Source organism: Delftia sp. Cs1-4, assembly GCF_000214395.1.
Taxonomy (GTDB): Bacteria; Pseudomonadota; Gammaproteobacteria; order Burkholderiales; family Burkholderiaceae_C; genus Comamonas; species Comamonas acidovorans.
The window spans coordinates 482,817-509,708 of record NC_015563.1 but is presented as its reverse complement, the minus strand read 5'-3'; the positions used below and the strand labels follow the sequence as shown (position 1 = coordinate 509,708).

Sequence of the window (26,892 nt, the reverse complement as noted above, 5' to 3'; positions counted from 1 at the left end):
CCGCCTCAGTCCTGCAGCCAGCGCAGCAGCCCGCTGGCGCGCTGCGTGGGGCTGCCAACGGCCGAGGCCAGCAGGCCCGGCACCTCGGAGAACAGCGAGAAGGCCTGGCGGGCGCGCGTGATGCCGGTGTAGACCAGCTCGCGCCCCAGCACGCTGCCGCCGCGCGAGGGCAGCACCAGGGCCGTGTGCTCGAACTCCGAGCCCTGGCTTTTGTGCACCGTCATGGCGAAGGCGGTCTCCACATGGGCCAGGCGGCTGACACCGACCGAGCGCAGCTCGTCACCCTGCAGGAAGTACACGCGCAGCGGCTGCACGGGCCCACCCTGCGGGGCCCCCTGTGACCCGCCCTGCGACCCACCCGGCAGCGCAATGCCGATGTCACCGTTGAACACGCCCAGCTGCGCATCGTTGCGCGTGACCATGACGGGCCGGCCCGCATACCATTCGCCGCTGCGGCGGATCGCGCCCTGCGCTTCCAGGGCCTGCTCCACCGCCCGGTTGAGGCCGGACACGCCCCAGTCCCCCTCGCGCACGGCGCACAGCAGCCGGAAGCGCTCGAAGGCCTGCAGCACATCGACCACCCAGGCCCGGTGCGCGGCCTCGTAGTCGCCGTCCGCAGCCGGCCTGTTTTGCAGCGCCCCGGCATACAGCGCATAGCTGGCCAGGCCGCCACGCCCGCGCACGGCCAGTTCGGTCACGGCCTGCACGCCGCCGCCCTGGCGCTCCCAGAGTTCGGAGTGCGTACCGCCTTGCGTGCCGGCATCGAGCAGGGCCTGGGCCTGCGCGGCATGGCCGGCATTCACGGCGCGCGCCAACTGGCCGATGGGGCCACCGAAGCGCCGGCTTTCGCGCAGCATGACGGTGTGCTGCGCAAGAGCCGGAGGCCGGTCGCCTGCCGGCGCCGCGAACTGCGGCGGCACCGCCTGGCCGGCCACGTGCAGCGCGTAGTCCAGCGTGTCCGGCAGGTAGCGTCCGGCCTGGGCATCGCGGCACAGGTCGCCCAGCACGGCGCCCGCCTCCACCGATGCCAGCTGGTCCTTGTCGCCCAGCAGCACCAGGCGGGCGCCGGCCGGCAGTGCCTCCAGCAGCGCCGCCATCATCTCCAGGTGGACCATGGAGGCCTCATCGACGATGAGCACGTCCACGTCCAGCTGCCGGCCCGCATGGAATCCCCAGTGCCGCGTATCGGGCCGCGCGCCCAGCATGGAGTGCAGGGTGCGCGCCGCGCCCATGCGCTGCACCAGGCCCGCCAGGTCGATCTCGCCGCCCATGCTGCCCTGCAATTGCAGCAAGGCCCCGTCAATCGATTGCTTCAGGCGCGCAGCCGCCTTGCCCGTGGGCGCGGCCAGGGCCACGCGCAGTTGGCCGGCGTCGGGCGCCGTGGCAAACAGCAGGGCCAGCAGCCGCGCCGCGGTATAGGTCTTGCCGGTGCCGGGGCCGCCCGTGATCACCGACAGCCGGCCGCGCAGCGCCAGCGCGCAGGCCAGCTTCTGCCAGTCCACGGGGCCGCCTTCCGCCGCAGGGGGGAACAGGCGGTCCAGCCAGTGGCGGGCCAGGGCTTCGTCCAGCGGCTGGCCGGCCACGGCCTGCGCCGCCGTGCGCTGGATGACATGGGTGGCCACGGCGCGCTCGTAGTCCCAGTAGCGGCGCAGGTACAGCAGAGGCGCGGGGCCGTCGGCACCGGCCAGCACCAGGGGCTGGCCAAGGTCCTCGCCGCCATCCTGGCCCGCGTCGCCGATCACACGCACCACGGGGCTGGCACCCAGCGCCGCCACCCAGCCGGACAGGCGCGCGGGCAGCATCTGCCACAGGGCCTGCTGCGCGGGCAGCGCCTCGGCGGGCCAGGCCAGCACGTCGTTGGGGTGGCCGGCCAGCGGTGCCAGGGGCAGGCAGCTGTGACCGCGCCCCTCCATCTGCGCCAGCAGCGCGGCGGCCACCAGCAAGGCGGGCCCGGCCTGCGCATCCTGCCCGGCGACGAAGGAAGCCAGCGCCGCATCCAGGCGCCGCAGCAGGCCGGCATCGGCCCAGCGGCGCAGCAGGGCCAGCAGTTCATTGGTGTCTGGCGGCACGGCGCCCGGCGGTTTGCCGCCCGGCGAGTCGTCGCCCGGCGGTTCGCCGCCCGGCCGTTCGTCGAACAGGTCCAGCGTGGCCGTATCGACGGTCCGCGAACGGGGGCGCGGGCTCATGGCGGCTCCTGCATATCGGCGCGGCCGGGGCCGAGCAGTTCATCGAGCGCATCGAGCAGGGGCAGCTCGGGCGCCATGGCATGCATGCCACCGGCCGGGCCATCGATGCCGCGCAGAAAGTAGTACAGCGCGCCGCCCAGCTGGCGCTGCGGCTCGTAGGCCGTGCCCAGGCGGCTGCGCAGCAGCCGGTGCAGGGCCAGCAGATAGAGCGCGGCCTGCACGTCGTAGCGGTGGTGGAGCATGGCGCGGGCCAGGGCCTCCTGGCCGTAGGCGGCGCCGTCCGGGCCCAGGTGGTTGCTCTTGTAGTCAAGCACCCAGTAGCGGCCCTCGTGGCAGAACACCAGGTCGGCAAAGCCCATGAGCATGCCGTGCAGCGAGCGCTGGGGCAGCGCGGGCCGGTCCTGCCCCGGCAGGATGAAGCGCCGGCACAGCTGGTCGATGCGCTCGGCCGGCAGCTGGCGCGCGGGCAGCCAGAACTCCATCTCGGACAGTTGCGGGCCCAGCGTGGCCAGCGTGACATCGAGCGGCGCCAGCGGCTGGTGGACCACGGCCGTGAGCCAGGCCAGCAGGTCGCGCGCCTGCTCGCCCCGGCCCGCGCGCTCGCAGCGGCGCACCAGGCGATCAGCGAGCGCACCCTGGCCGTCCACGGGCAGGGCAAAGTCTTCGCCGCCCAGCCATTCCAGCTGGTCGTGCACGAAGTTGCCGACCACGGGGCCGCGCAGAAAGCGGTGCCAGACCGCAGGCCCGCCGGCCGGTCCATCCTGCAGGGGCTGCAGGCCCGCCAAGCCTGCCAGGCCGGCAATGTCCGCCAGTTCCGGCGATGGCGGCGGCTCCAGCGCCTGCTCATCCTCGGCCGGGCGCTGCACGGCCACGGGCAGCACGGGCAGGCTGGGGGCGGCCATGGCACGCACCAGGGCCGAGAAGCTGCCGATGCCCCAGCGGGTGTCGAAGCGCGCGTCGTAGGCCGGGGCATCGTGCAGCGGCGTGGCGCCCGCCGGGGGCTGCCAGCGCGTGCGCTGCAGTGGCCCGGCATCCAGGTCGCGCCAGGCCATGTGCGGGTCTTCGCCGCACAGCTGCTGCAGGCCGTCGCGCCAGCCCTGGGCCGAGCGCGGCTCGGTGCCGCCCAGCAGGTAGCCGGCTGCGCCCTGCTCGTTCACGCAGGACTTGCCGTTGCCGCGCTTGAGCGGGGCCAGGCCCAGCCACAGCGCATGGCGCGGGCGGGTGAGCGCCACGTAGAACAGGCGCAGGTCCTCGCGCAGCCGCTCGCGGTCGGCCTGTGCAAGCTCCTCGTCGCTGAAGTCCAGCAGCAATCGGCGGGCCGGAGCCGCGTCGTCTTGCGACTCGTCCTGCGCGGACAGGGTCAGGAACGGCGTTCTGGCCCGTTCCATGGGGCGGAAGCTGCCCGCAAACGGCAGGCAGACCAGCGGGTACTCCAGGCCCTTGCTCTTGTGCACGGTGACGAGCTTGACCAAGTCGGCATCGCTTTCCAGGCGCACCACCTGCTCCTCGCTGCCGCTGCCCGGCGTCTCGATCTGGGTGGCCAGCCAGCGGATCAGGGCCTGCTCGCCCTCCAGCTGGGCGCTGGCGGTCTGCAGCAGCTCGGCCAGGTGCAGGTAGTTGGTCAGGCGCCGCTCGCCGCCCATGGCCGGGTCCTGCAGCCAGCGCACGGGCAGGTCCAGCCGGTACAGGGTCTGGCGCAGCATGGCCAGCACGCCCAGGCGCAGCCAGATGCTGTGCAGTTCACGCAGCTGCTCGCTGCGCACGTCAAAGGCTTCCTCGTCGGCGGCCAGCCAGGCCAGCTCGTCCAGCGACAGGCCGATGAGCCGCGTGGCCAGGCCCGCGCGCACGGCCTGGGCATCCAGCGGCGCGGCGACGGCGCGCAGCCAGTACAGCAGGTCATGGGCCTCGTCGCTGGCGAACACCGAATCCTGGTCCGAAAGGTAGACCGAGGCCACGGCGCGCGCCTGCAGCTCTCGGCGCACGGCGGCCGCCTCTCTGCCCGTGCGCACCAGCACGGCGATGTCGGCGGGCCGCAGGCGCACAAGGCGGCCATCGGGCTGCACAAAGCCGGCCTGCGGGTCGGCCAGCCACTGCACGATCTGCTCGGCGCAATGGGCCGCAAAGCGCCGCCGCACCTCGTCGGCCGACAAAGGCAGGGGGATGCCGGTGTCCTCGTCGCGGCCCGCACTCCAGGCCACGGTGAGGGCGGGCATGGCGCCGTCGCGCGTGTGCAGCAGCTCGCGCCGGCCCTGGGCGGCCACGGGCTCGAACGGCAGCGGGTTGTGGCTGCCGCGCCGAAACATGAAGGCGCCCTCGCCCGGCCGCTGCTCGGCCTGCGCGAACCAATGGTTGACGGCGCCCACCAGCGCCTGGGTAGAGCGGTAGTTGGTGCCCAGCACGTAGTGGCGGCCCTCGGTGGCGCGGCGCGCCTGCAGGTAGCTGTGGATGTCGGCGCCGCGAAAGCCGTAGATGGACTGCTTGGGGTCGCCGATCAGCAGCAGGGCGCTATGCGGATCGTTGGCCGCCGTGCGGTAGATCTGGTCGAACAGGCGGTACTGCAGCGGCGAGGTGTCCTGGAATTCATCGATCAACGCCACCGGGTACTGGGCCAGGATGCGCTCGCGCAGCACGGCGCCGTTGTCGCCGGCCAGGGCCGTATCCAGGCGCTGCAGCATGTCGGCAAAGCCGAAGCTGCCAGCCTGGCGCTTGAGGTGGGCCAGCCGCTGCGCCACGCGCGCGGCCGCATGCAGGCGCACGGCCACGCTGACGGGCGGCAGTTGCTCCAGCTGCAACAGCAGCGCCTGCAGCTCGGCCAGCTCCAGCGGCATGAGCACATCGCTGGCCGATCCCTTGAAGGCCTCGGCCAGGCCCTCGGGGCTGAGGCGGTGGCGCGCGGCCTCGGTCAGCGCCAGCGGGCCGTCCAGCGGCGCGCGCGACCAGTCGGCCAGCGCGGCCAGCCAGCCGGTGTAGCGCGCGGGCTGCAGCTTGCGCTTGTCCCACAGCGCGCCATGGCCGTCGAGTTGTCCATCCAGCCACAGCTGCAGGCGCTGTGCCTTGTCGTCCCAGCCGGCCGCCAGGGCCAGCAGGCGGCTGCGGCGCTGCTCCATGGCGCGCTGCAGGCAGTCGGCCAGGCTGCCCTCGCCCGCGCCGGGCACGGGGGGCTCGCGCAGCAGGGCGCGCATGTCATCGACCAGGGCGCCGACGTGGGGCCAGATCTTCAGGACCTCGTCCAGCAGCTCGTCGGACAGCGGGTAGCACTGCTGGCGCCAGTAGTCCTGCGCGGCCTCGGTCTGGCGCTGGCTTTCGTCGGGCTCCAGCGTTTCGTCAAAGAGGTTGCCGCTGTCGAAGGCATGCTCGCGCAGCATGCGCTGGCACCAGGCGTCGATGGTGTGGATGGCCGCGTCGTCCATGCATTCGGCCGCCATGGCCAGGCGCCAGGCCGCGCGTTCACGGGCCGCGCCTTCGGGGTAGGCCTCGCGCAGCGCGTGCAGGAAGGCGTCGTGGGGCGCGGGCTCGGCCTCGCCGCGAAAGCACTGCACGGCCTCGATCAGGCGCTTGCGTATGCGGTCGGACAGCTCGCGCGTGGCCGCGCGCGTGAAGGTCATGACGAGGATGTCGGGCGGCATCAGCGGGCGCTCGAAGGCCGTGCTGCTGATGCCGTCCAGGCTGCCCTCGCCATGCCCCAGCACCAGGCGCAGGTAGAGCGCGGCGATGGTCCAGGTCTTGCCGGTGCCGGCGCTGGCCTCGATCAGGCGGCTGCCCCACAGCGGGAAGCGCTGCGCGTCGAGCACATGGCCGGGCACGTCGCCGTCCACATCGCCGGTCGCGGCGCCGATCATTTCGCTCGCGCTCATTGCGCATCCCCCTGGTACGGCAGGACCTGCACCTGCGCGGCCACCCAGTCGAGCAGCGGCGCGTGGGCGGCATGGGCCAGGGCCTCGAAACGGCCATCGGCGCTCAGCCGTTCGAAGTCCGGGTAGCAGCGGGCCCAGGACGGGTCCTCGCCTTCGCCGCCGACCAGATGACCACCCTCATAGGCCTGCTGTGCCGCAGCGGGAAGGCCTTCGGCCATGGCCAGGCCGCTGCGCAGCGGCAGGGGCAGCGGGCCGTTCTGACCTTCGCGCCACAGGGCCATCAATTCACGCAGCCGTGCCAGCGCGTCGGAGGGGTCCATGGGCAGGACCTGCACCAGGCCGTCGCGCGCCACCACGCGCAACTCGGCCTGCGAGCCGCTGGCGGCCAGCGCCAGGCTGCGCAGGTAGACCGGCATGAGCTTGTCGGCATGGGGCCTGCCCTTGGCATTGAGCAGGTTGCGCGGGTCCAGCAGCAGCCAGCACTGTGCGTCGTCCGCATCGGGGGACTCTTCGGTTTCGCAGGACTGGCGCAGCCCGTCGATCCAGTCGTCAAACACCAGGCCATCGTCCTCGATCAGCAGCCGCCTGCGCGGCGCGGGATGGGCATACCGATCCAGTTGCTGGCGCCAGGCCCGCAGCGAAGGCGTGACCGAGGACTGCAGCGCCCGCGCGCCGCGCTCGCCCAGCCCCGCCAGCGGCAGCCGCCCCGAGCGCGTGAGGCGCGCCACGGCCGCACGCACGCTGTCTTCCATGGCCTGGGGCGCCTGCCCGGGCTCGTCCAGGCCGGCCGCCACCTGCTGCTGCAACTGCTGCACCAGCAGGTATTCGGTCAGGCCGTCGAGCTGGAACAGTTCCTCGTCCACCACGGGGTTGTCCTCCTGCTCGAAGCGCACCTGCAGGCGCTGGCGCAGGTACGCGCGCGCCGGGTGGCGCAGGAAATCGGTGAGCCGGGCCAGCGTCAGCGGCGCCGAGGCGTCGGGGACAAAGGGCGGGCGTGGCTGCGCGGGCAGCGCAGGCAACGCGTCCGTGCCGTCAGACTGCGCATGCGCGGCCCGCCATTCGCGCGCATAGGTGGTCCAGGGCGAGCCTTCTTCGAAATAGCGGCGGCTGAAGGGCTGCAGCGGATGCTGCTGCGTGCGCTGCGCCAGCAGCGGCTGGCCGCCTTCGCCGCGCCAGCCCGTCTCCAGGTAGTCGCGCAGCTGGGAGACCAGGACCGAGGGCGGCTGCTCGCTGTTGTCGCGCACATGGTGGCCGGTCCAGCTGATGTAGAGCGCGCGGCGTGCGGACAGCAGGGCTTCGAGCATGAGCTGGCGGTCATCGTCGCGGCGCGCGCGGTCGCCGGGGCGCTGCTGGCCGGGCAGCGCCATCAGGTCGAAGTCGCTGCGCATGGCGCGGCGCGGATAGTCGCCATCGTTCATGCCCAGCAGGCAGACCACCTCGAAGGGAATGGCCCGCATGGGCATCAGCGTGCAAAAGGTCACGCCACCGGCGCGAAAGCGCTGCGACAGCGAGGGCTGCTCCAGCGCCTGCATCCAGGCCTCCTGGGCCACGCCCAGTTCCACGGCGTCCGCGTAGCCGGCCTGCTCGCAGGCGCGCTGCCAGTCCGTGAGGGCGGCGTCCAGCGCGGCCAGCATGGCTTCGTCCTCATCGTCCTGCGCCTTGAAGAAGTCCTGCAGCAGTGCGCGAAAGCGCTGCGCCCAGACCTCGGGCGTGGCGGGCCGCCCGGCCTCGCGCCACCAGGCCAGCATGCGCTCCAGCAGCGCAGCCAGCACGCCGGCCAGCTCGGCCGACAGGCCGCCCACTTCGTCATAGGGCTCGATGCCGCCAAAGGCTTGGCCGTCCTGCGCCACGCCGCCGGCATAGCCCAGCAGCATGCGCTGCAGGCCGAACCAGGCGCTGTTGTGCTCGCCACAGGCCTGCAGGCCCAGGGCGCCGCGCTGCGGCGCATTGAGACCCCAGCGGATGCCGGCCCCGGCCATCCAGCGCGTGAGCTGGGGCAGGTCGTCGGCCGCCAGCCCCATGCGTGCGGCAATCGCGGGCACGTCCAGCAGGTCGCACAGCTCGCTGAGCCGGCAGCGCTGCTGGGGCAGGCGCAGCAGCCATTGCAGGGCCACGGCCAGCGGGCTGCTGGCGCGCGCACCCAGGTCGGCGATGTCGAAGGGAATATGGCGCGGGTCATGGCGGCCGTACTGGCCGAAGACCGCACGTATCGAGGGCGCGGCCGTCTCTATGGACGGCAGCATGACCACCACGTCACGCGGGGCCAGCGGCGCTTGCCCTGGCTGGGCAGGATCCGTTGGCCGGGCCAGCATCTGCAGCAGCTGGTCGTGCAGCACCTCCAGCTCGCGCACCACGCTGTGGGCGCTGTGAAAGACGATGGAACGGTCGGCCCGCGCCACCTCCAGCGGCGGGTGCTCGGCCAGCGGCACCAGGTCGCGGATGCGCTGCTGCACCTGGGCCAGCAGCGGCGCGGTGCGCAGGTCCTCGGCATCGGTTTCGTCGAACAGGTCCACGCGCGGCATCTGCAGCTGCGCGGCAGCACCCGTGGTGTCGAAGGCGTCGAGCTGGCGCACATAGTCGCGGCTTTGCCGGCCCCAGGCGGCCAGCAGCGGATGGGCGTGGGCGTGCATGGCCTCCAGCGGCAGCTGCGCCAGATCGCGCCCTCCGCGCAGCGGCTGGCGGCGCCGCGCCATGCGCAGCAGCTCGCGCCCGTCGATGGCGTCGGCCCAATGGAAGCGGCAGGGATTGGGCACGGCCAGCAGCACCTGGCTGTGGCGGGCAATGGCGGCCAGGAATTCCAGCAGGCTCAGCGGCAACTGGCTGATGCCGAACACCACCACGCGGCGCGCCAGCGGCGCGGCCGGCGCCTCGCCGGACTGCAGCGCGGCCAGCACCCGGCCCTGCAGGCGCGCGCGCGTGGCGCCGCGCTGGTCCTCGTCCAGCTCGGCCAGCACGGCGCGCCACAGGCGCGGCTGCCACTGCTGGCCTTCGGGCACCGGGGCGTCCGCCACACCAGGGCGCAAGGGCATGGGCAGCACGTCATGCCCGGCCTCCCAGGCGTCCAGCCAGTCGGCGCGGTAGATCTGGTATTGGTCGAAAAGGTCGGCCAGGCGCTGGGCCAACTGCAGCAGCCGCTCGGGCTCGCCGGGGCGCAGAAAGCCTGCAATGGGGGCGAAGGCCGGGTCATGAAGGCACTGCGGCAGCAGGCGCATGAGCCGCCAGGTCATGGGTGTCTTGTCCAGCGGCGATTCGCGCGGCACGGCCTGGCGGCCCAGCACCTGGCGGTAGCTGCGCCACACAAAGCGCGCGGGCAGTTCCACGCGCGCGGCGGCGCACACGCCCAGTTGCTCGGCCATGCGCATCTTGAACCACTCGGCCATGCCGTTGCTCTGCACCAGCACCACCTCGGGCTCCAGCACATCCAGAGGGTGCGCAGCCAGCCATGCCAGCACCGTGTCGGCCAGCACCTCCGTCTGATTCCCGTGCAGGGCGATCAAGCCCGGCTGCCAATGCGATGCCACCTCTGCGCCCCCGTGCTCCAAGCCATGCGAGCAGCGAGCTTAACGCGGGCAGGGCCTGCCTGCAGGCTGTTTACCAGTGCAGGTAGAACATGGCCTTGGCCAGCAGCACGATGGCCAGCACGTGGCAGAACACGCTCAGGTGCAGGCGGTGCGAGCGGCGCCCGCCCAGCACACCGCGCCGGCGCCACCACATGGCCGCCAGGAAATGCCCGAACACGCTGAGCGCCAGCACGATCTTGAGCGCCAGCAGCAGGCCGAAGCTGCTGGCCAGCGGAGCGGCAAAGGCGGCAGCCAATGCCGCGCGGTGCTGCCAGGCCAGCCCCAGCCCCGCGCCGTACAGCACCATCAGCACCCAGGGCATGACGGCGACCGCGCGGTCGCCCAGCGCCTGCTCGGTGGCGCGCGCCACGGCAGCGGGCAGGTGGCGGCGCGCCCCGGCCAGCAGCACGACTTCGAAGAACACCGTGCCTGCAAAGGCAATGGCCGCCAGCAGGTGCAGGGTCAGCAGCAGGCCGTAGCTCATGCGCGGCTCCTTTGCGGCAGGGGCAGAGGCAGGGGCAGCGGCAGGGATGCGGGAGCCGGCAGCAGATCGGCCAGCGTGAAGCCGTCCAGATGGGCCATGAAGCTGTCCAGCGCCCCGCCCAGCACGCCGGCCAGCCGGCAGTCCTGCGCAAGCGTGCAGGCCGGCGGACTGGTGCCCGTGAAGCATTCGACGATGGCAAGGTCCGGCTCCATGCCGCGCACCACGTCGCCCAGGCCGATGTCGGCCGGCGCATGGGCCAGGCGCATGCCGCCGCCCTTGCCGCGCACGGTGACGATCCAGCCGCGCAGCGCCAACTGGTGCGTGACCTTCATGAGGTGGGCTTCGGAGATGGCATGGGCCTGGGCGATCTCGGCAATCGTGCACAGCCGCCCGGGGTGGCGCGCCACATGCATGAGCAGGCGCAGCGCGTAGTCGGTCATCAGGGTCAGGCGCATGGCAGGCCTGCGATCATGCCTGCCGGTCGGCACGCGGGCGCACCAGCAGCGGGGCGAAACGCCACAGGTACAGCGCAAAGGCCAATACCCAGGCAGCGGCCGAGGCATGCAGCGCCGCCAGCGACAGCGCCGTGGGCAGCATGGCCGCCAGGCGCAGCACGGCAGCGGCAATGACCAGGGCATAGGCGGCGACCATGCTGCGGTCGGTGCGCAGCGGCAGGCCCAGGTGGCCCATCGACGTCCGTGTGCACATGCCGATGATGAGCAGGGCAAAGCCGCCCGCACCGATCACATGCACGGGCCAGGCGGGGCGCAGCACCCATCCGGCCGCATGCGCGCCGGCCACCAGCAGGCCCGCACCCAGCGCCGCGTGGCCCAGGTAGAGAATCCACAGCAGCGGCACGCGGCGCACGGCCTGGGGCTTCCAGGCCAGCACCTGCCACAGGGCGATCAGGCCGGCCACGGCCAGGCCGGCGGCCAGGCCCGGCCACCAGCCCGACAGCAGGCAGGCGATGGCCACCACGCCCGCGCCCAGTTGCCACTGGCCGCTGGCCGTGTGCATGGGGATCTGCAGGCCGGACACGGCGCGCATGGCGAAGAAGGGGATCACACGCCGCGCAATCAGCAGCGCAATCACGGCCATGCACAGCAGGCCAGCGTTGAAGCGCTGCATGAGCGAGCCGTAGTCGCCTTGCCAGATGGACCACAGGTACAGCGCATCGGCCACGCCCAGGCCCGCCAGCAGCAGGGGCAGCCCGTAGTTGCGCCGGCTGCGCGCCACCTGAATGGCACGACCCAGCGCCAGCGCGGCCCAGCAGAAGAAGGCCGTCTCGCACAGCGCGGCGACCGCAAAGGCCTGCGGCCCCGGCAGCAGGAAGCCTGCGCGGGCCACCAGCCACAGCAGGCACAGCGCACCCAATGCCCGGCCCTGCAGGGGATTGCGCCCTGTCCAGTTGCTGCCCGCCGTGAACAGAAAGCCCACGGCAATGGTGGCCACGAAGGCCCACAGCATCTCGTGCGCATGCCAGAACACGCCGGGCATGCGCCCCGCGATCCACTGCGGCGCATAGACCCACAACGCCACCGACAGTGCAGCCCAGAGGCAGCCGAGCAGGTACAGCGGCCGGAATCCCAGCTCCAGGAAGGCCTTCCATTGCGGAGCCTCCCGGGTTCGCAGGGGTTCCTCCAGTTCCAGCCATTGCGCCATGATGTCCACTCCTTCCGGCCCGCCGTGCGCCTGCATAAGATGTATTCAGCGTACATCTTCAGGCGCGCGGGCGGGGCCGCTGGGGCACCACCTTCTGACCCACATCAAGCAGGAGCCAAGCATGGCACTCGAACACGCAAAGCCACTGGAGGTCATCGCCCTGCACGCCCGCGACGGCATGCACATCAGCACCAGCCTGATCAGAACGCCCCAGCTGCAGCTGCTTCGGCTGGTGCTGCCGCCCGGCCATGCACTGCCTCGCCACCAGGTGCCCGGCGAGGCCACCATTCACTGCCTGGCGGGCGAAGCCGGCATCGCCACGCGCGTGGCCAGCCTGCGGCTGGTGGCCGGCACGGTAGTGCTGGTGCCGGCGGGCGAACCCCATGACGTGCACGCCCGGGGCGAACAGGGCTGCGTGCTGCTGGTGACCGTGACAATGCAGCCGCCCCCCGCCTGAGTGACTGAAGCGTGTGGCCTGGGCGTCCTGAACAACGGCAGGCTTTTCAGCAGCACAAAGAAAAACGGACCGCTTCTTGCGAAGCAGTCCGTTATTTTTTACTGAATTTGGTGGCCTGGGACGGAATCGAACCGCCGACACAAGGATTTTCAATCCTCTGCTCTACCGACTGAGCTACCGGGCCGAGAACTAGATTATATGCAGGATTTTTTGACCCAAAAACGAAAAAGCCAAAATTCCTTCAAAAAGTCTATCCGCGCTTGTTGCGACCCAGGTCCACGCCCAGCTGGCGCAGCTTGCGGTACAGGTGGGTACGCTCCAGGCCGGTCTTCTCGGCCACGCGTGTCATGGAGCCGCCTTCGCGTGCCAGGTGGAATTCGAAGTAGGCCTTCTCGAAGCCGTCGCGCGCCTCGCGCAGCGGGCGGTCCAGGTCGAACCCCTGGTGTGCATGCGGCACGTTGTTGTCCACCGGCACGCGGCTGGCCGCAGGCGTGACCACGGCCGCAGTGTCCGGCTCGATCACCGCCACGGGCGCTGCAGCCGGTGCCTGGCTGGCGGCGTTGCGCGCCAGGCCCTGCTCCACGGCCTTGAGCAGCTTTTGCATGGTGATGGGTTTTTCGAGGAAGGACAGCGCGCCGATGCGCGTGGCCTCCACGGCCGTCTCGATGGTGGCGTGGCCGCTCATCATGATCACGGGCATGGTCAGCAGACCTGCCGAGGCCCATTCCTTGAGCAGCGATACGCCATCGGTGTCGGGCATCCAGATGTCGAGAAGCACGAGGTCGTAGGTGTTGGAGGCGCGCGCCGAGCGTGCCTGACCGGCGTTCTCGGCCACGTCCACACTATGACCTTCGTCGTTGAGGATTTCCGACAACAAATCCCGGATCCCCAGTTCGTCGTCGACCACCAGTATGTTTGCCATGTGTCTTAAGCCTATGTGCTGAGGCGCGGGGGGCGTCAGGCCTATCCTGTACGCTCAGGCGCAAATGATAGCGACACTTGCGCACCTTGAATCACCCCGTCGTCTTCCCTGTTGCCCAGGTCGATGCGGGCGCCATGCTCGTCTGCGATTTTCTTGACCACGGCCAGGCCCAGGCCGGTGCCTCGCACCTTGGTCGTGACGTAGGGCTCGAAGGCCCGTTGAAGGATGTTGGTGGCGAAGCCCGTGCCGCTGTCACTGATGCTCAGGCGCACGCGGCGCGCGGACTCGTTCCAGCGCGTCTCTATGGTCACGGGGCCGGGGGGCTGGCCGCTTTCCTGCGCGCGCTGGGCCGTGGCGTCCTGGGCATTCTGCAAAAGATTGTGAATGACCTGGCGCAGCTGCTGGCCATCGCCGGAAATCGGCGGGCATTGCGGGTCCAGCACGCAGTCCACGCGCACTTCGGCATTCTCTTCCCCATACAGCTGGAGCACATCGGTGACCAGCGCGTTGAGGTCCAGCGACTGCAGGTTGGCGGCGGGAAGGCGCGCGTAGTCACGAAATTCATCGACCAGGCGCTTCATGGCGCCGACCTGGTCGACGATGGTCTTGACGGACTTGGCCAGCAGCGCCTGGTCAGCCGGCTGCAGCTTGTCGGTCAGCCGCATGGCCATGCGCTCGGCCGACAGCTGGATGGGCGTGAGCGGATTCTTGATCTCGTGGGCCACGCGGCGCGCCACCTCGCCCCAGGCCTGGGCACGCTGGGCCGAGACGATTTCCGAGATGTCGTCGAAGACCAGCAGGCGCTGCGCATCGGGCAGTTCCGCACCGCGCATGACCAGGGTGGTGGTGTGCTGGATGACGCCGCCATCGGTGGAGGCATGCAGCTCATGCACCAGTTGCCAGCGATCGCGCCCCTGCTCGCCCAGGAAGAGCGCGAACTGCTCCTGCACGACTTCGCCGAACTGCTCCAGCCCCGGCACCTGGGACAGCAGCCGGCCTTCATGGACGGCCATGGGCGCGCGCAATATGCGCGTGGCGCCGGGATTGCTCAGCACGATGGCGCCCCGCGCGTCCAGCACGATGACGCCCGAGGTGAGGTTGTCGAGGATGGTCTGCAGGTTGCCGCGTGCGGCATCGAGCTGGCCCATGCTGCGGTTGGCTTCGGCGCGGGCGTCGGCCAGTTGCTGGGTCATGAGCGCAAAGGAGCGCGTGAGCCCGCCGATCTCGTCGCGCGTCTGCAGCGCCGGCTTGGGCCGCAGGTCGCCGCGCGCCACGTCGCGCATGCCCTGGGCCAGCAGCAGCAGCGGCCTGGCCAGCTGGTTGCCCAGCACGATGGCCAGCACCACGGCGCCGAAGACGGCCAGGAACAGGCTGAGCGTGAGCGTGCCTATGTACATGCGCTGCAGGCCGCCGCGTGCCAGCGCGCGTTCCTGGTATTCGCGGTTGGCCGCCTGCACTGCCAGGGCATTGGTCACCAGGGCCTGCGGCAGTGCAATGGTGGCCTGCAGGTAGCGCGGCTCGGTCAGCAGGCCCACGCTGGGGTTGGGCACCAGGGCCAGGGTGCGGACCTGGGCGCCGGGCGCGGTGGCGCCGGGCTGGGCCATGCCGTCGTCGTCCAGGCCTTCGATGCTGGCCACGGCGCGCTGCTCGCGAAGCGAGCGCAGCATTTGCGCGCTGGGGCGTTCGGGCTGCAGGTTGAAGCGCGACTGGCCCACGCTGGCCACCGCGCGCAAGCCAGCCAGCTCGCCACTGCGCGGCACCGGCGCCGGACCCACGACGGCGATTTCGGAGGCGCTCCACAACACGACATCGGTGGCACCCAACTGGTCGCGCACGCGCTCCAGGATCAGCGCGGCGCCCGCATCGGAGACCTGGGACAGCTGGGCGCCTGCGGTGCGTGTGTTGTTGGCCATGTCATTGGCCACGGTCTCCAGCGTGGCACTGGCCAGGCTGACGCCGGCCGACAGCGCGCCCTCGACCTGCACATCGAACCAGCTTTCGATGGAACGCGAGACGAACTGGTAGGAGACGATGTAGATCAGCAGGCCCGGCACCAGGCCCACCAGCGTGAAGATGCCGGCCAGCTTGAGCAGCAGGCGGCTGCCGAAGCGCCCGCGCTGCAGCCGGATGGCCAGGCGGATGCCGCCCCAGGCCAGGATGGCCAGCAGCAGGCCGGCCACGACCACGTTGGCGGCGAACAGCCAGTTGTAGTTGCGCTCGTAGTCCAGGCGGTTGTTGGTGGCCAGGGTGAGCAGGAACAGCAGCAGCACGCCGACCAGGCCCATGAGGCCGGCGCCCACGCCCACGGCCCAGCGCGTGCCGCGCGACAGGCCGGCCGAGGCCGGCAGGGCCACGCGTTCGTCGTCGGCCGAGGCCCTGCTCATGGGGCGTCTTCCAGCATCTGTGTGCGCGACAGCTGCAGGTTCCAGCCCGAGCGGCCCAGCGCGCCGATCTGCAGCGGCCTGGGCAGCTGGGACAGGTCGATGCGAAAGCGCAGTTGCACCGATACGCCCGATTGCGTGGGCGCCGTGTCCATGATCTTCCAGCGCGAGATGCGCTGCATGGAGGCCAGCGCATCGTCCAGGCTTTCGAAGGTCTGGCCCAGCGCCAGCCCCAGGCCGCTGCTGGAGAACGGGGTGCTGGAGATGTGCAGGCGCCAGCGGCGCGTCAGCGGCTGGTGGCTGAGGCGGTAGTGGCGGCTGGCGGTGGCCAGTTGCTGATCGGACCAGTACCAGCGCTCGCGCTGGATCTGGGCATCGGCCACGAAGTACATGGGGATGCCCTGGCGCAGCGCATCGTCGATCTGGTAGGGCAGCTCGAAATGGAGGTTGGCCGACAGCAGCAGGCCGTCGTCGGAGCGATCGAGCTGCATGGGGCCGATCTCGGCCGTCAGGGCTTCGGCCCTGGCCTGCAGGCCCAGGCCCGCCAGCACGCCGGCCAGCAAAAGCGCCCCGGCCAGCCGCGCCAGCAGGCGCAGCCAGGCTGGCGACCAGGCCCGATGGGGGGGGTCAGCGCGTCTTTTGCAGCAAGGCGTAGAAGAAACCGTCGTGGTCACCCAAAGCATTGTCAGCCAGCATGCCGGCTTTGTCGGCTTTGCCCGGGATTAAATGCCCCGGTGCCGCCAGGGTTCGCGCCTCACTGTTGCGTGTAACAAACGCTTGAACCTGTGCCTCGCCCTCTTCCCTGAAGACCGAGCAGGTGCAGTAGAGCAGGCGCCCGCCGGGCTGCAGCAGGGGCCACAGGGTGTCGAGCAAGCGCGCCTGGATCTCGGCCAGCTGGCGCACATCGCTTTCGCGGCGCAGCCAGCGCACGTCGGGCTGGCGCCGCACGATGCCCGAGGCCGTGCAGGGCGCGTCCAGCAAGATGGCGTCGAACCGCTGGCCGCCGCATTGCGCATCGAACCACTGGTCGGGCCGGGATGCGTCGGCCACCACCACGCGGGCCTGCAGGCGCAGCCGCCCCAGCGTGTCCGCGATGCGCGCGGCGCGCTCGGCATCTATCTCCAGCGCCGTGACCTCCAGGGTCTGCGGGGCTGCGTACTCCAGCAGGTGGGCCGTCTTGCCGCCCGGTGCGGCGCAGGCATCGAGCACACGCAGCGCGCGGCCGGCGGGCTGCTCCAGCCCCTGCAGCAGCAGCGGCGCGGCCAGTTGCGCGGCCGCATCCTGCACCGAGGCCAGGCCTTCGTCGAAGCCCGGCAGGGATTGCACCGGCAGGGCCTGCTGCAGTTGCAGGCCGCTGTCGGCCACGGCCAGGGAAGGCACGTCCATGGCCTGCAGCGCTGCCTGGTAGGACTGGCGGTCCGTTTGTTGGCGGTTGACGCGCAGCGTCATCGGCGGCTGTTCATTGTTGGCCTGCAGGATGGCTTGCCAATGATCGGGATGGTCCTTGCGCAAACGGGCGATCCACCAGGCCGGGTGGTTCCAGACGGCCTGCGGCTGGTCGTCGGTGGCGGCGACCAGGGCATCGCGCTCGCGCAGGAAGCGGCGCAGGCAGGCATTGATGAAGCCGGACTGGGCGCGCGTCGGCCCCTGCTTGGCAGCCTCCACCGTCTGGTTGACCAGGGTGAATGGCGGGTACGGTGCCCGGGACTCATCCCAGGCCAGGGCCAGGGCCGTGTTCAGCAATGCGCTGACGCGCGGCGGCGGGTTGCGCGAGGCCAGCTGCTTTTGCAGCGCCTGGGCACGGCCCAACTGGCGCAGCACCTGGAACAGCAGCGCCTGGACGCCGGGGCGCAGCGGCTGCGCCACGCGCGCCAGCACGCTGCGGCTGGACTGGCCTTCAAGCACGGACTGCAGGCATTGGGCGACGGCGTCGAGCTGCTGCCAAAGAGGAGGTGCGGCCGATGCGGCATGCGCCTGCGAGGGCGCCGCAGCGCGGCGCGGGGAAGAATGCGTGCGTTGGTTCATGTTCCACTTTCCTGTGCCTTGCTGGCGACAGGCTCGACCAGCAGGCTGCGCACCGGGCGAAAGCCCAGCAGCCAGGCCAGCAGCCTGGCCGGATATTGCGCAATGGCGGCGTTGTAGCGCTCGGCCGCGGCGTTGAATTGCTGCAGTCCCAGGCGGTTGCGCACCTGGTGCTCGGTCCAGCGCTGCTGCCAGGGCTGCAGCGGATCGGGGTCCGGCGATGGGGCATCTGGTGGCGCAGCGCCAGTGCCAGCGGCGCCGGCGCCGGTATCAACGGCGACCTTGGTCATGGCCTGCCAGGCCACGTCCAGCGCCGAACAGGCGTGCTCCAGCGAGGCCAGCGCGGTCTCGCGCAGCGGCCGGCCACGGGCATCGACCAGGGCCGCCTGCAGCTGTGCGGCGGTCTGGTGCAGTGCGGCCTGGGCATGCACAAGGGCGGGGCTTTGACCTTCGGCCTTGGGCTGGGCCTCGAAGGCCTGCAGCATGGCATGCCACTGGCCCAGGTGCGCATCGAGCGCTCCGAACTGCTGCACGCAGCCGCTGCGCAGCCGAGCCAGCCGGTTGTATGCGCCAACGGCCCAGAACACCAGCAGCGCCAGCAGCATCCATTCAAGAGACAAGGACCACATCGTCTGCAATGGCCCGGCCGGAAGCTGTTCCGGCCGAACTCTGGTTATTCCCAAAGAAAAACGCTCCCGCCTGCGCAGGGCAGGCCGGGAGCGTCACGTCACTTCAAGGGCTCGCTTGCGCTCGCCCGAGTGTCTCAGTCAGCGGAAGCGTCACCGGCGACGGCAGCCACGCCAGCGTCGTCGTCAGCCATCACACCGGCCAGTTCGGCCGCTTCGGCGTCGGCGATGGCGCGGCGCTCTGCGTCGTCCATGGCGTCCTTGGCCTTGCGTGCCTGGTGGTAGGCCAGACCCGTACCGGCGGGGATCAGGCGACCCACGATGACGTTTTCCTTCAGGCCACGCAGCTCGTCGCGCTTGCCCATGATGGCAGCCTCGGTGAGCACGCGGGTCGTTTCCTGGAACGACGCGGCGGAGATGAAGGAGTCGGTCGACAGCGAAGCCTTGGTAATACCCAGCAGCACGTTGGAGTACGTGGCGGGGATCTTGCCTTCGCGCTGCAGGGCCTCGTTGGTATTGAGGATTTCCGAACGCTCGACCTGCTCGCCAGCGATGTAGGTCGAATCGCCGGTGTTCTCGACCACGACGCGGCGCAGCATCTGGCGAACGATCACCTCGATGTGCTTGTCATTGATCTTCACACCCTGCAGACGGTAGACGTCCTGCACTTCATCAACGATGTAGCGCGACAGCTCTTCGATGCCCAGCAGGCGCAGGATGTCCTGCGGATCGGCGGGACCGTCGACGATGGACTCGCCCTTGTTGACCACCTGGCCTTCGTGCACCAGGATGTTCTTTTCCTTGGGCACGAGCTCTTCCCAGACCTTGCCATCCAGATCGGTGATCTGCATGCGCACCTTGCCCTTGGTTTCCTTGCCGAAGGAGATGGTGCCGGTCATCTCGGCCAGCGTGCCCTTGTCCTTGGGCGTACGGGCTTCGAACAGCTCGGCCACGCGGGGCAGACCGCCGGTAATGTCGCGGGTCTTCTGGCCTTCGACAGGGATACGGGCCAGCACTTCGCCGGGGCCCACGTCCTGGCCGTCACGCACCTGGATCAGAGCGCCCACCTGGAAGCCGATCGTCACCGAGTGGTCGGTGCCGGGGATCTTGACTTCCTGGTTGTTGGCATCGATCAGCTTGACCTGAGGACGCACGACCTTGGCAGAGCCACGGCGCTTGGGATCGATCACCACCAGCGTGGACAGGCCGGTCACTTCGTCGACCTGCTTGGCCACGGTCAAGCCCTCTTCCACATTCTCGAAGCGCACCTGACCGGCGTACTCGGTAATGATGGGTCGGGTCAGCGGATCCCAGTTGGCCAGGATCAGACCGGCCTTGACCTGCTGGTCGGGCCTGACGGTCAGCACGGCACCGTAAGGCACCTTGTGGCGCTCACGCTCGCGGCCGTTGTCGCTGATGACGATTTCGCCCGAACGCGAAATCACGACCAGCTCACCCTTGGTGTTGCTGACGTAACGCATCGTGCTGTTGAAGCTGATGGCGCCGTTGGACTTGGCTTCCACGCTCGATGCGATGGCAGCGCGCGAAGCGGCACCACCGATGTGGAAGGTACGCATGGTCAGCTGCGTGCCGGGCTCGCCGATGGACTGGGCGGCGATCACACCCACGGCTTCGCCGAGGTTGATCTGGCCGCCGCGGCCCAGGTCGCGGCCGTAGCACTTGGCGCACAGGCCGTAGCGGGTTTCGCAGTTCAGCGCGGTGCGGACCTTGATCTCGTCCACGCCTTGCAACTCGAGTTCATCGATCCCGTCTTCGTTGAGCAGCGTGCCTGCGGGCAGCAGGACGGCCAGCGTCTCGGGATGCACGACGTCCTCGGCCGTGGTACGGCCCAGCACGCGGTCGCGCAGCGACTCGATCACTTCACCGCCTTCGACGATGGCGCGCATCAGTGCGCCATTGGTCGTGCCGCAATCGTCCTCGTTGACCACCAGATCCTGCGTCACGTCCACCAGACGACGCGTCAGGTAGCCGGAGTTGGCCGTCTTCAACGCCGTGTCGGCCAGACCCTTTCGGGCGCCGTGGGTGGAGATGAAGTACTGCAGAACGTTCAGGCCTTCACGGAAGTTCGCCGTAATGGGCGTCTCGATGATGGAGCCGTCAGGCTTGGCCATCAGGCCACGCATGCCGGCCAGCTGGCGGATCTGTGCGGCCGAGCCGCGGGCGCCGGAGTCGGCCATCATGTAAATGGCGTTGAACGATTCCTGCTCGACTTCGTTGCCATGGCGGTCGATGACCTTTTCCTTGGCAAGCTGGGCCATCATGACCTTGGAGACTTCGTCGCCGGCCTTGCCCCAGATGTCCACCACCTTGTTGTAGCGCTCGCCAGCGGTCACGAGACCGGAGACGTACTGCTGTTCGATCTCCTTCACCTCGGCTTCGGCACGGCCGATGATCTCGGCCTTTTGCGGCGGCACCAGCATGTCGCCGATGGCGATCGAGATACCGGCGTGCGTGGACAGGCGGAAGCCGTTTTGCAGCAGCTTGTCGGCAAACACCACCGTGGCCTTGAGACCGCACTTGCGGAACGAGGCGTTGATGAGCTTGGAGATTTCCTTCTTCTTGAGCGCCTTGTTCATGTGGCTGAACGGCAGGCCCTTGGGAAGGATCTCGGACATCAGGGCGCGGCCCACGGTGGTTTCCACCAGGCTGGTCGAAGGCTCGAACTCGCCGGAGTCCTTGTTCTTGGTCCACTCGGTCAGACGCACGCTGATCTTGGCGGCCAGTTCGACCTGGTCGGAGTCCAGCGCGCGCTGCACTTCACCGATGTCGGCGAAGATCATGCCTTCGCCCTTGCCGTTGATGCGCTCGCGCGTTGCGTGGTACAGACCCAGCACCACGTCCTGCGAAGGAACGATGGAGGGCTCGCCCGATGCGGGGAACAGCACGTTGTTGGAGGCCAGCATCAGCGTGCGGGCTTCCATCTGTGCTTCCACCGACAGCGGAACGTGGACAGCCATCTGGTCACCGTCGAAGTCGGCGTTGAAGGCCGCGCAGACGAGCGGGTGCAGCTGGATGGCCTTGCCTTCGATCAGGATGGGCTCGAAGGCCTGGATGCCCAGTCGGTGCAGCGTGGGAGCACGGTTCAGCATGACCGGGTGCTCCTTGATGACCTCTTCGAGGATGTCCCACACCACGGGCGTGCCGGATTCGACTTCCTTCTTCGCCGCCTTGATGGTGGTGGCGATGCCGCGCTGCTCGAGCTGCGCGAAGATGAAGGGCTTGAACAGTTCCAGCGCCATCAGCTTGGGCAGACCGCACTGGTGCAGCTTGAGGTACGGACCCACCGTGATCACGGAACGGCCCGAATAGTCCACGCGCTTGCCCAGCAAGTTCTGGCGGAAACGACCGCTCTTGCCCTTGATCATGTCGGCCAGCGACTTCAGGGCACGCTTGTTGGCGCCCGTCATGGCCTTGCCACGGCGGCCGTTGTCCAGCAGCGAGTCCACCGCTTCCTGCAGCATGCGCTTTTCGTTGCGCGCGATGATTTCCGGAGCCTTCAGCTCCAGCAGGCGGCGCAGACGCGAGTTGCGGTTGATGACGCGGCGATACAGGTCGTTCAGGTCGGACGTCGCGAAGCGGCCGCCGTCCAGCGGCACCAGCGGACGCAGGTCCGGGGGCAGCACGGGCAGCACTTCCATGACCATCCAGCCCGGCTTGATGCCGGACTTCTTGAACGCTTCCAGCAGCTTCAGGCGCTTGGCGTTCTTCTTGACCTTGACTTCGGAGCCGGTCAGATCGCCGCGCAGACGCTCGGTCTCGACATCGATGTCGATGCCTTCGAGCAGGTCCTTGATGCCTTCGGCGCCCATCTTGGCTTCGAACTCGTCACCGTATTCGGTGCGCTTGGCCTCGTAATCGTCCTCGGTCATGATGCTGAACTTCTTCAGCGGAGTCATGCCGGGGTCGGTCACCACGTAGGCTTCGAAGTACAGCACGCGCTCGATGTCGCGCAGCGTCATATCGAGCACCAGGCCCAGACGCGACGGCAGCGACTTCAGGAACCAGATGTGGGCGCAGGGCGCAGCCAGGTCGATGTGGCCCATGCGCTCGCGGCGCACCTTGGTCTGGGTCACTTCGACGCCGCACTTCTCGCAGATCACACCGCGGTGCTTGAGGCGCTTGTACTTGCCGCACAGGCACTCGTAGTCCTTGATGGGGCCAAAGATCTTGGCGCAGAACAGACCATCGCGCTCGGGCTTGAACGTGCGGTAGTTGATGGTCTCGGGCTTCTTCACCTCGCCGAAGGACCAGGAGCGGATCTTCTCGGGAGAAGCCAGACCGATCTTGATGGCATCGAAATGCTCATCAGGCGTGAATTGCTTGAACAGGTCGAGTAGAGATTTCATAAGACTCTTTCCCTTTTCAATATTTAAGAACGCTCAAGCTCGATGTCGAGGCCCAGGGAGCGGATTTCCTTGACCAGCACGTTGAACGACTCGGGCATGCCTGCCTCGATGGCGTGCTCGCCCTTGACGATGGATTCGTACACCTTGGTACGGCCCACCACGTCGTCGGACTTCACGGTCAGCATTTCCTGCAGCACATAGGCGGCGCCGTAAGCTTCCAGCGCCCACACTTCCATTTCCCCGAAACGCTGGCCACCGAACTGGGCCTTGCCGCCCAGCGGCTGCTGCGTCACCAGAGAGTACGGACCCGTGGAGCGGGCGTGCATCTTGTCGTCGACCAAGTGGTGCAGCTTCAGGTAGTGCATGTAGCCGATGGTGGTCGGACGCTCGAAGCGGTCGCCGGTGCGGCCGTCATACAGGTAGGCCTGCGTGCGCGACTCGGTCAGTCCCTTGCGCTGGGCCAGTTCCTCCGGATATGCCAGATGCAGCATGTCCTGGATTTCCTGCTCGGACGCACCATCGAACACCGGCGTGGCAAACGGCACGCCCGTGGTCAGCGCCTGCGCCATGGACACGATCTCCTTGTCGTCGAGCTGCGTCAGGTCTTCCTTGCGGCCGCGCGAGTTGTAGATCTCTTCCATGAAGGTGCGGATCTCGGCGGCGCGGGCTTCCTGCTGCAGCATGTCGCCGATGCGCTGGCCCAGGCCCTTGCCGGCCCAGCCCAGATGCACTTCCAGCACCTGGCCGATGTTCATACGCGAAGGCACGCCCAGCGGGTTCAGCACGATGTCGGCAGTGGAGCCGTCGGCCATGTAAGGCATGTCCTCGACCGGAACGATCTTGGAGACCACACCCTTGTTGCCGTGGCGGCCGGCCATCTTGTCGCCGGGTTGCAGGCGGCGCTTGACGGCCAGGTAGACCTTGACCATCTTGAGCACGCCAGCGGGCAGCTCGTCGCCCTGGGTGAGCTTCTTGCGCTTTTCTTCAAAAGCCAGGTCGAAGCTGTGGCGCGTCTGCTCCAGCGAGTTCTTGATGGACTCGAGCTGGGTGGCGACTTCGTCCTCTGCAGGACGGATGTCGAACCAGTGGAACTTCTCCACGCCATCCAGGTAGGCCTTGTCGATCTTGGCGCCCTTGGCCAGCTTCTGCGGGCCGCCGTTGGCCACGCGGCCATTGAGCAGCTTTTCGATACGGTCGAAGGCGTCGGCCTCGACGATGCGCAGCTGGTCGTTCAGGTCCAGGCGGTAGCGCTTGAGTTCATCGTCGATGATCTGCTGGGCGCGCTTGTCACGCTGGATGCCTTCACGGGTGAAGACCTGCACGTCGATCACGGTGCCTTGCGAGCCCTGGTCCACGCGCAGCGAGGTGTCCTTCACGTCGGAAGCCTTCTCGCCGAAGATGGCGCGCAGCAGCTTCTCTTCGGGCGTCAGCGTGGTCTCGCCCTTGGGCGTGACCTTGCCGACCAGCACATCGCCGGGCTGCACTTCCGCACCCACGTAGATGATGCCGGACTCGTCCAGGCGGTTGAGCTGCTGCTCGGACAGGTTCGGGATGTCGCGCGTGATTTCCTCGGCACCGAGCTTGGTGTCGCGGGCCATCACCACGAGTTCTTCGATGTGGATCGAGGTGTAGCGGTCTTCGGCCACCACGCGCTCGTTGATCAGGATCGAATCCTCGAAGTTGTAGCCGTTCCAGGGCATGAAGGCGATCAGCATGTTCTGACCGATGGCGATTTCGCCCAGGTCGGTCGATGCGCCGTCGGCCACCACGTCACCCTTGGCCAGCTTGTCGCCACGCTTGACGATGGGACGCTGGTGGATGTTGGTGTTCTGGTTGGAACGCTGGTACTTGATGAGGTTGTAGATGTCCACGCCGACTTCGCCGGCCACGGCTTCCGCATCGTTCACGCGGACCACGATGCGCGTTGCATCGACATAGTCCACGATACCGCCGCGGGTTGCCGTCACCACGGTGCCGGAGTCCACTGCCGCCACGCGCTCGATGCCCGTGCCCACCATGGGCTTTTCGGGACGCAGCACAGGCACGGCCTGACGCGACATGTTGGCGCCCATCAATGCGCGGTTCGCGTCATCGTGTTCCAGGAACGGAATCAGCGAGGCAGCCACCGACACGATCTGTGCGGGCGACACGTCCATGTACTGAACGCGCTCGGCCGACACCAGGGTCGAATCACCCTTTTCGCGCGCCGACACCAGGTCGCCGATCAGGCGGCCTTCGGCATCCAGCTCGGCATTGGCCTGGGCGATGATGTACTTGCCTTCCTCGATGGCCGACAGGTAGTCGATCTCCATTGTGACCTTGCCGTCGGCCACGCGACGGTAAGGCGTCTCGATGAAGCCGTACTCGTTCAGGCGGGCGTACAGGGCCAGCGAGTTGATCAGGCCGATGTTCGGGCCTTCAGGCGTTTCGATAGGGCAGACGCGGCCGTAGTGGGTCACGTGCACGTCGCGCACTTCGAAGCCTGCACGCTCGCGGGTCAGACCGCCCGGACCCAGGGCCGAGACGCGACGCTTGTGCGTGATTTCGGCCAGAGGGTTGGTCTGGTCCATGAACTGCGACAGCTGCGACGCACCGAAGAATTCCTTCAGGGCGGCCGAAATCGGCTTGCTGTTGATCAGGTCATGGGGCATCAGCGGCTCTTGCTCGGCCTGGCCCAGACGCTCCTTCACAGCCTTCTCGATACGTGCCAGGCCCGTGCGGTACTGGTTTTCGGCCAGTTCGCCCACGCAACGCACGCGGCGGTTGCCCAGGTGGTCGATATCGTCGACTTCGCCCTTGCCATTGCGCAGATCCACCAGGATCTTGACCACGGCCAGGATGTCCTCGTTGGACAGCACCATGGGGCCGGTGGCGCCATCGCGGCCGACCTTGGCGTTGAACTTCATGCGGCCCACGCGCGACAGATCGTAGGTGTCGGCGTTGTAGAACAGGCGCTGGAACAGGGCCTGCACGGCGTCTTCGGTCGGCGGCTCGCCGGGGCGCATCATGCGGTAGATGGCCACGCGTGCAGCGAACTCATCGACGGTTTCGTCGGTGCGCAGGGTCTGCGAGATGTAGGCGCCCTGGTCCAGCTCATTCGTGTAGATGCACTGCAGATCCTGGATGCCGGCGCTGCGCAGCTTCTTGAGCAGGGACTCGGTCAGCTCTTCATTGGCCTTGGCGATGATCTCGCCCGTGTCCGGATCGACGATGTTCTTGGCGACCACGCGGCCGATCAGGAAATCTTCGGGGACGCTGATGAACTTGGTGCCCGACTGCTCCAACTCGCGGGTGTGGCGAGCGGTGACGCGCTTGTCCTTGGCGACCACGACCTTGCCCGACTTGTCGGTGATGTCGAAGCGCGCGACTTCGCCGCGCAGGCGCTCGGAGACGAACTCCATCTGCGCGCCCGAATCCATGAGGCGGAAGTTGTCGTTGACGAAAAAGTTGGCAAGGATCGATTCCGGCGTCAGGCCGATGGCCTTCAGCAGAATGGACACGGGCATCTTGCGGCGACGGTCGACGCGGAAGAACAGCAGGTCCTTGGGGTCGAACTCGAAGTCCAGCCACGAGCCGCGGTAAGGAATGATGCGTGCCGAGAACAGCAGCTTGCCCGAGCTGTGGGTCTTGCCCTTGTCGTGCTCGAAGAACACGCCAGGCGAGCGGTGCAGCTGCGAGACGATGACACGCTCGGTGCCGTTGATGATGAACGAGCCCTTTTCGGTCATCAGGGGCACTTCGCCCATGTAGACCTCTTGCTCCTTGACTTCCTTGACCACCTTGGACTGCGAGGTCGAAGACTCACGGTCATAGATGATCAACTGGACCTTGGCGCGCACGGCGGAGGCAAACGTCAGACCACGGGTCTGGCACTCGCGCACATCGAAAGCAGGCTTGGCGAGGTTGTACTCGACGAACTTCATCTCCACAAAACCGTTGTGGGAGACGATGGGGAAGGCGGAGTTGAAGGCCGCTTGCAGGCCTTCGATGGTGCGTTTTTTGGGGGCTACATCTGACTGCAAGAATGCGGTATATGCATCTTTTTGCATCTGCAGCAGGTAAGGCACTTCGAGCACGCTGTCGCGGCTCCCGAAGCTTTTGCGGATTCGCTTGCGTTCGGTGTAAGAATAGGCCATGAGATCTCCGGGCAAAGACATGAGTCCTGGGTCTGCGACGACTGCCCCACATGGAAAGCTCCCTGCGGGCTTGGCGGTTGGCCACTACCAACCATGGCTGACGGCGATGCGTTGCACATCGCCCGAACCAAGGCATCTTCTGCTGTCGGGTTGTCAGAAGACACTAAAAAACAGACTGTGCTGACTGCTTTTTAGTGTGCTCTATGGATCAGCGCTCCACAAGCGCCAAAGGCTG

At 68.4% G+C, this 26,892-nt stretch carries 14 protein-coding genes and 1 tRNA gene; 1 reads left to right on the top strand and 14 read right to left on the bottom strand.

The window, feature by feature from the left end; genetic code table 11:
• Positions 1-5: 5 nt before the first annotated feature.
• From recD to DELCS14_RS02295, 6 genes are all read right to left on the bottom strand, one after another.
• Positions 6-2,186, bottom strand: a complete 2,181-nt coding sequence (recD, locus tag DELCS14_RS02320) for an exodeoxyribonuclease V subunit alpha (RefSeq protein ID WP_013800285.1) — start codon at positions 2,184-2,186, stop codon at positions 6-8.
• Positions 2,183-6,040, bottom strand: a complete 3,858-nt coding sequence (gene recB / locus DELCS14_RS02315) for an exodeoxyribonuclease V subunit beta (RefSeq protein WP_013800284.1) — start codon at positions 6,038-6,040, stop codon at positions 2,183-2,185. Before recB ends, recD begins: the two co-directional genes overlap by 4 nt.
• On the bottom strand, positions 6,037-9,561 hold the full coding sequence (recC, locus tag DELCS14_RS02310) for an exodeoxyribonuclease V subunit gamma (RefSeq protein WP_043796557.1): 3,525 nt from the start codon (positions 9,559-9,561) through the stop codon (positions 6,037-6,039). Before recC ends, recB begins: the two co-directional genes overlap by 4 nt.
• Before the next feature lie 70 nt (positions 9,562-9,631).
• Positions 9,632-10,084 carry a membrane protein gene (locus tag DELCS14_RS02305; protein ID WP_013800282.1) on the bottom strand — a complete coding sequence of 151 codons (453 nt, stop codon included), beginning with the start codon at positions 10,082-10,084 and terminating at the stop codon, positions 9,632-9,634.
• Positions 10,081-10,539: an Rrf2 family transcriptional regulator gene (locus DELCS14_RS02300; protein WP_013800281.1), complete on the bottom strand. Its 459-nt coding sequence runs from the start codon at positions 10,537-10,539 to the stop codon at positions 10,081-10,083. The genes DELCS14_RS02305 and DELCS14_RS02300 overlap by 4 nt, the downstream gene beginning before the upstream one ends.
• Positions 10,540-10,552: 13 nt before the next feature.
• Entirely contained in the window at positions 10,553-11,746 is a 1,194-nt protein-coding gene (locus DELCS14_RS02295) for an NnrS family protein (protein ID WP_013800280.1), read from the bottom strand.
• A gap of 121 nt (positions 11,747-11,867) precedes the next feature.
• Between DELCS14_RS02295 and DELCS14_RS02290 the strand changes: the two genes are divergently transcribed.
• Complete coding sequence (locus DELCS14_RS02290) at positions 11,868-12,203, top strand: cupin domain-containing protein (RefSeq protein WP_013800279.1); 336 nt, start codon at positions 11,868-11,870, stop codon at positions 12,201-12,203.
• A 108-nt stretch (positions 12,204-12,311) separates the two neighbouring features.
• On the opposite strand, the gene DELCS14_RS02285 is transcribed toward DELCS14_RS02290, so the two are convergent.
• From DELCS14_RS02285 to rpoB, 8 genes are all read right to left on the bottom strand, one after another.
• Positions 12,312-12,387 (bottom strand) — tRNA-Phe (locus tag DELCS14_RS02285).
• A 66-nt stretch (positions 12,388-12,453) separates the two neighbouring features.
• Positions 12,454-13,125: a response regulator gene (locus tag DELCS14_RS02280; RefSeq protein ID WP_013800278.1), complete on the bottom strand. Its 672-nt coding sequence runs from the start codon at positions 13,123-13,125 to the stop codon at positions 12,454-12,456.
• A 41-nt stretch (positions 13,126-13,166) separates the two neighbouring features.
• On the bottom strand, positions 13,167-15,509 hold the full coding sequence (locus tag DELCS14_RS02275; RefSeq protein ID WP_013800277.1) for an ATP-binding protein: 2,343 nt from the start codon (positions 15,507-15,509) through the stop codon (positions 13,167-13,169).
• Positions 15,506-16,069 carry a DUF4390 domain-containing protein gene (locus DELCS14_RS02270; RefSeq protein ID WP_043795659.1) on the bottom strand — a complete coding sequence of 188 codons (564 nt, stop codon included), beginning with the start codon at positions 16,067-16,069 and terminating at the stop codon, positions 15,506-15,508. The genes DELCS14_RS02275 and DELCS14_RS02270 overlap by 4 nt, the downstream gene beginning before the upstream one ends.
• A gap of 64 nt (positions 16,070-16,133) precedes the next feature.
• Positions 16,134-17,531, bottom strand: a complete 1,398-nt coding sequence (gene rsmB, locus DELCS14_RS02265; protein WP_013800275.1) for a 16S rRNA (cytosine(967)-C(5))-methyltransferase RsmB — start codon at positions 17,529-17,531, stop codon at positions 16,134-16,136.
• On the bottom strand, positions 17,528-18,157 hold the full coding sequence (locus DELCS14_RS02260) for a hypothetical protein (RefSeq protein ID WP_013800274.1): 630 nt from the start codon (positions 18,155-18,157) through the stop codon (positions 17,528-17,530). Before DELCS14_RS02260 ends, rsmB begins: the two co-directional genes overlap by 4 nt.
• 134 nt (positions 18,158-18,291) lie before the next feature.
• A complete protein-coding gene (gene rpoC, locus DELCS14_RS02255) occupies positions 18,292-22,521 on the bottom strand; it encodes a DNA-directed RNA polymerase subunit beta' (RefSeq protein WP_013800273.1) in 4,230 nt (1,409 codons plus the stop codon).
• Positions 22,522-22,544: 23 nt separating this feature from the next.
• A complete protein-coding gene (gene rpoB / locus DELCS14_RS02250; RefSeq protein WP_013800272.1) occupies positions 22,545-26,657 on the bottom strand; it encodes a DNA-directed RNA polymerase subunit beta in 4,113 nt (1,370 codons plus the stop codon).
• Positions 26,658-26,892 lie beyond the last annotated feature (235 nt).

Coding starts and splice junctions, on each gene's coding strand:
- DELCS14_RS02260 (WP_013800274.1), bottom strand. CDS start 18,157: ATGTGGTCCTTGTCTCTTGAATGGATGCTGCTGGCGCTGCTGGTGTTC.
- recD (WP_013800285.1), bottom strand. CDS start 2,186: ATGAGCCCGCGCCCCCGTTCGCGGACCGTCGATACGGCCACGCTGGAC.
- DELCS14_RS02280 (WP_013800278.1), bottom strand. CDS start 13,125: ATGGCAAACATACTGGTGGTCGACGACGAACTGGGGATCCGGGATTTG.
- DELCS14_RS02275 (WP_013800277.1), bottom strand. CDS start 15,509: ATGAGCAGGGCCTCGGCCGACGACGAACGCGTGGCCCTGCCGGCCTCG.
- rpoB (WP_013800272.1), bottom strand. CDS start 26,657: ATGGCCTATTCTTACACCGAACGCAAGCGAATCCGCAAAAGCTTCGGG.
- rpoC (WP_013800273.1), bottom strand. CDS start 22,521: ATGAAATCTCTACTCGACCTGTTCAAGCAATTCACGCCTGATGAGCAT.
- recB (WP_013800284.1), bottom strand. CDS start 6,040: ATGAGCGCGAGCGAAATGATCGGCGCCGCGACCGGCGATGTGGACGGC.
- rsmB (WP_013800275.1), bottom strand. CDS start 17,531: ATGAACCAACGCACGCATTCTTCCCCGCGCCGCGCTGCGGCGCCCTCG.
- DELCS14_RS02295 (WP_013800280.1), bottom strand. CDS start 11,746: ATGGCGCAATGGCTGGAACTGGAGGAACCCCTGCGAACCCGGGAGGCT.
- DELCS14_RS02305 (WP_013800282.1), bottom strand. CDS start 10,084: ATGAGCTACGGCCTGCTGCTGACCCTGCACCTGCTGGCGGCCATTGCC.
- DELCS14_RS02290 (WP_013800279.1), top strand. CDS start 11,868: ATGGCACTCGAACACGCAAAGCCACTGGAGGTCATCGCCCTGCACGCC.
- DELCS14_RS02300 (WP_013800281.1), bottom strand. CDS start 10,539: ATGCGCCTGACCCTGATGACCGACTACGCGCTGCGCCTGCTCATGCAT.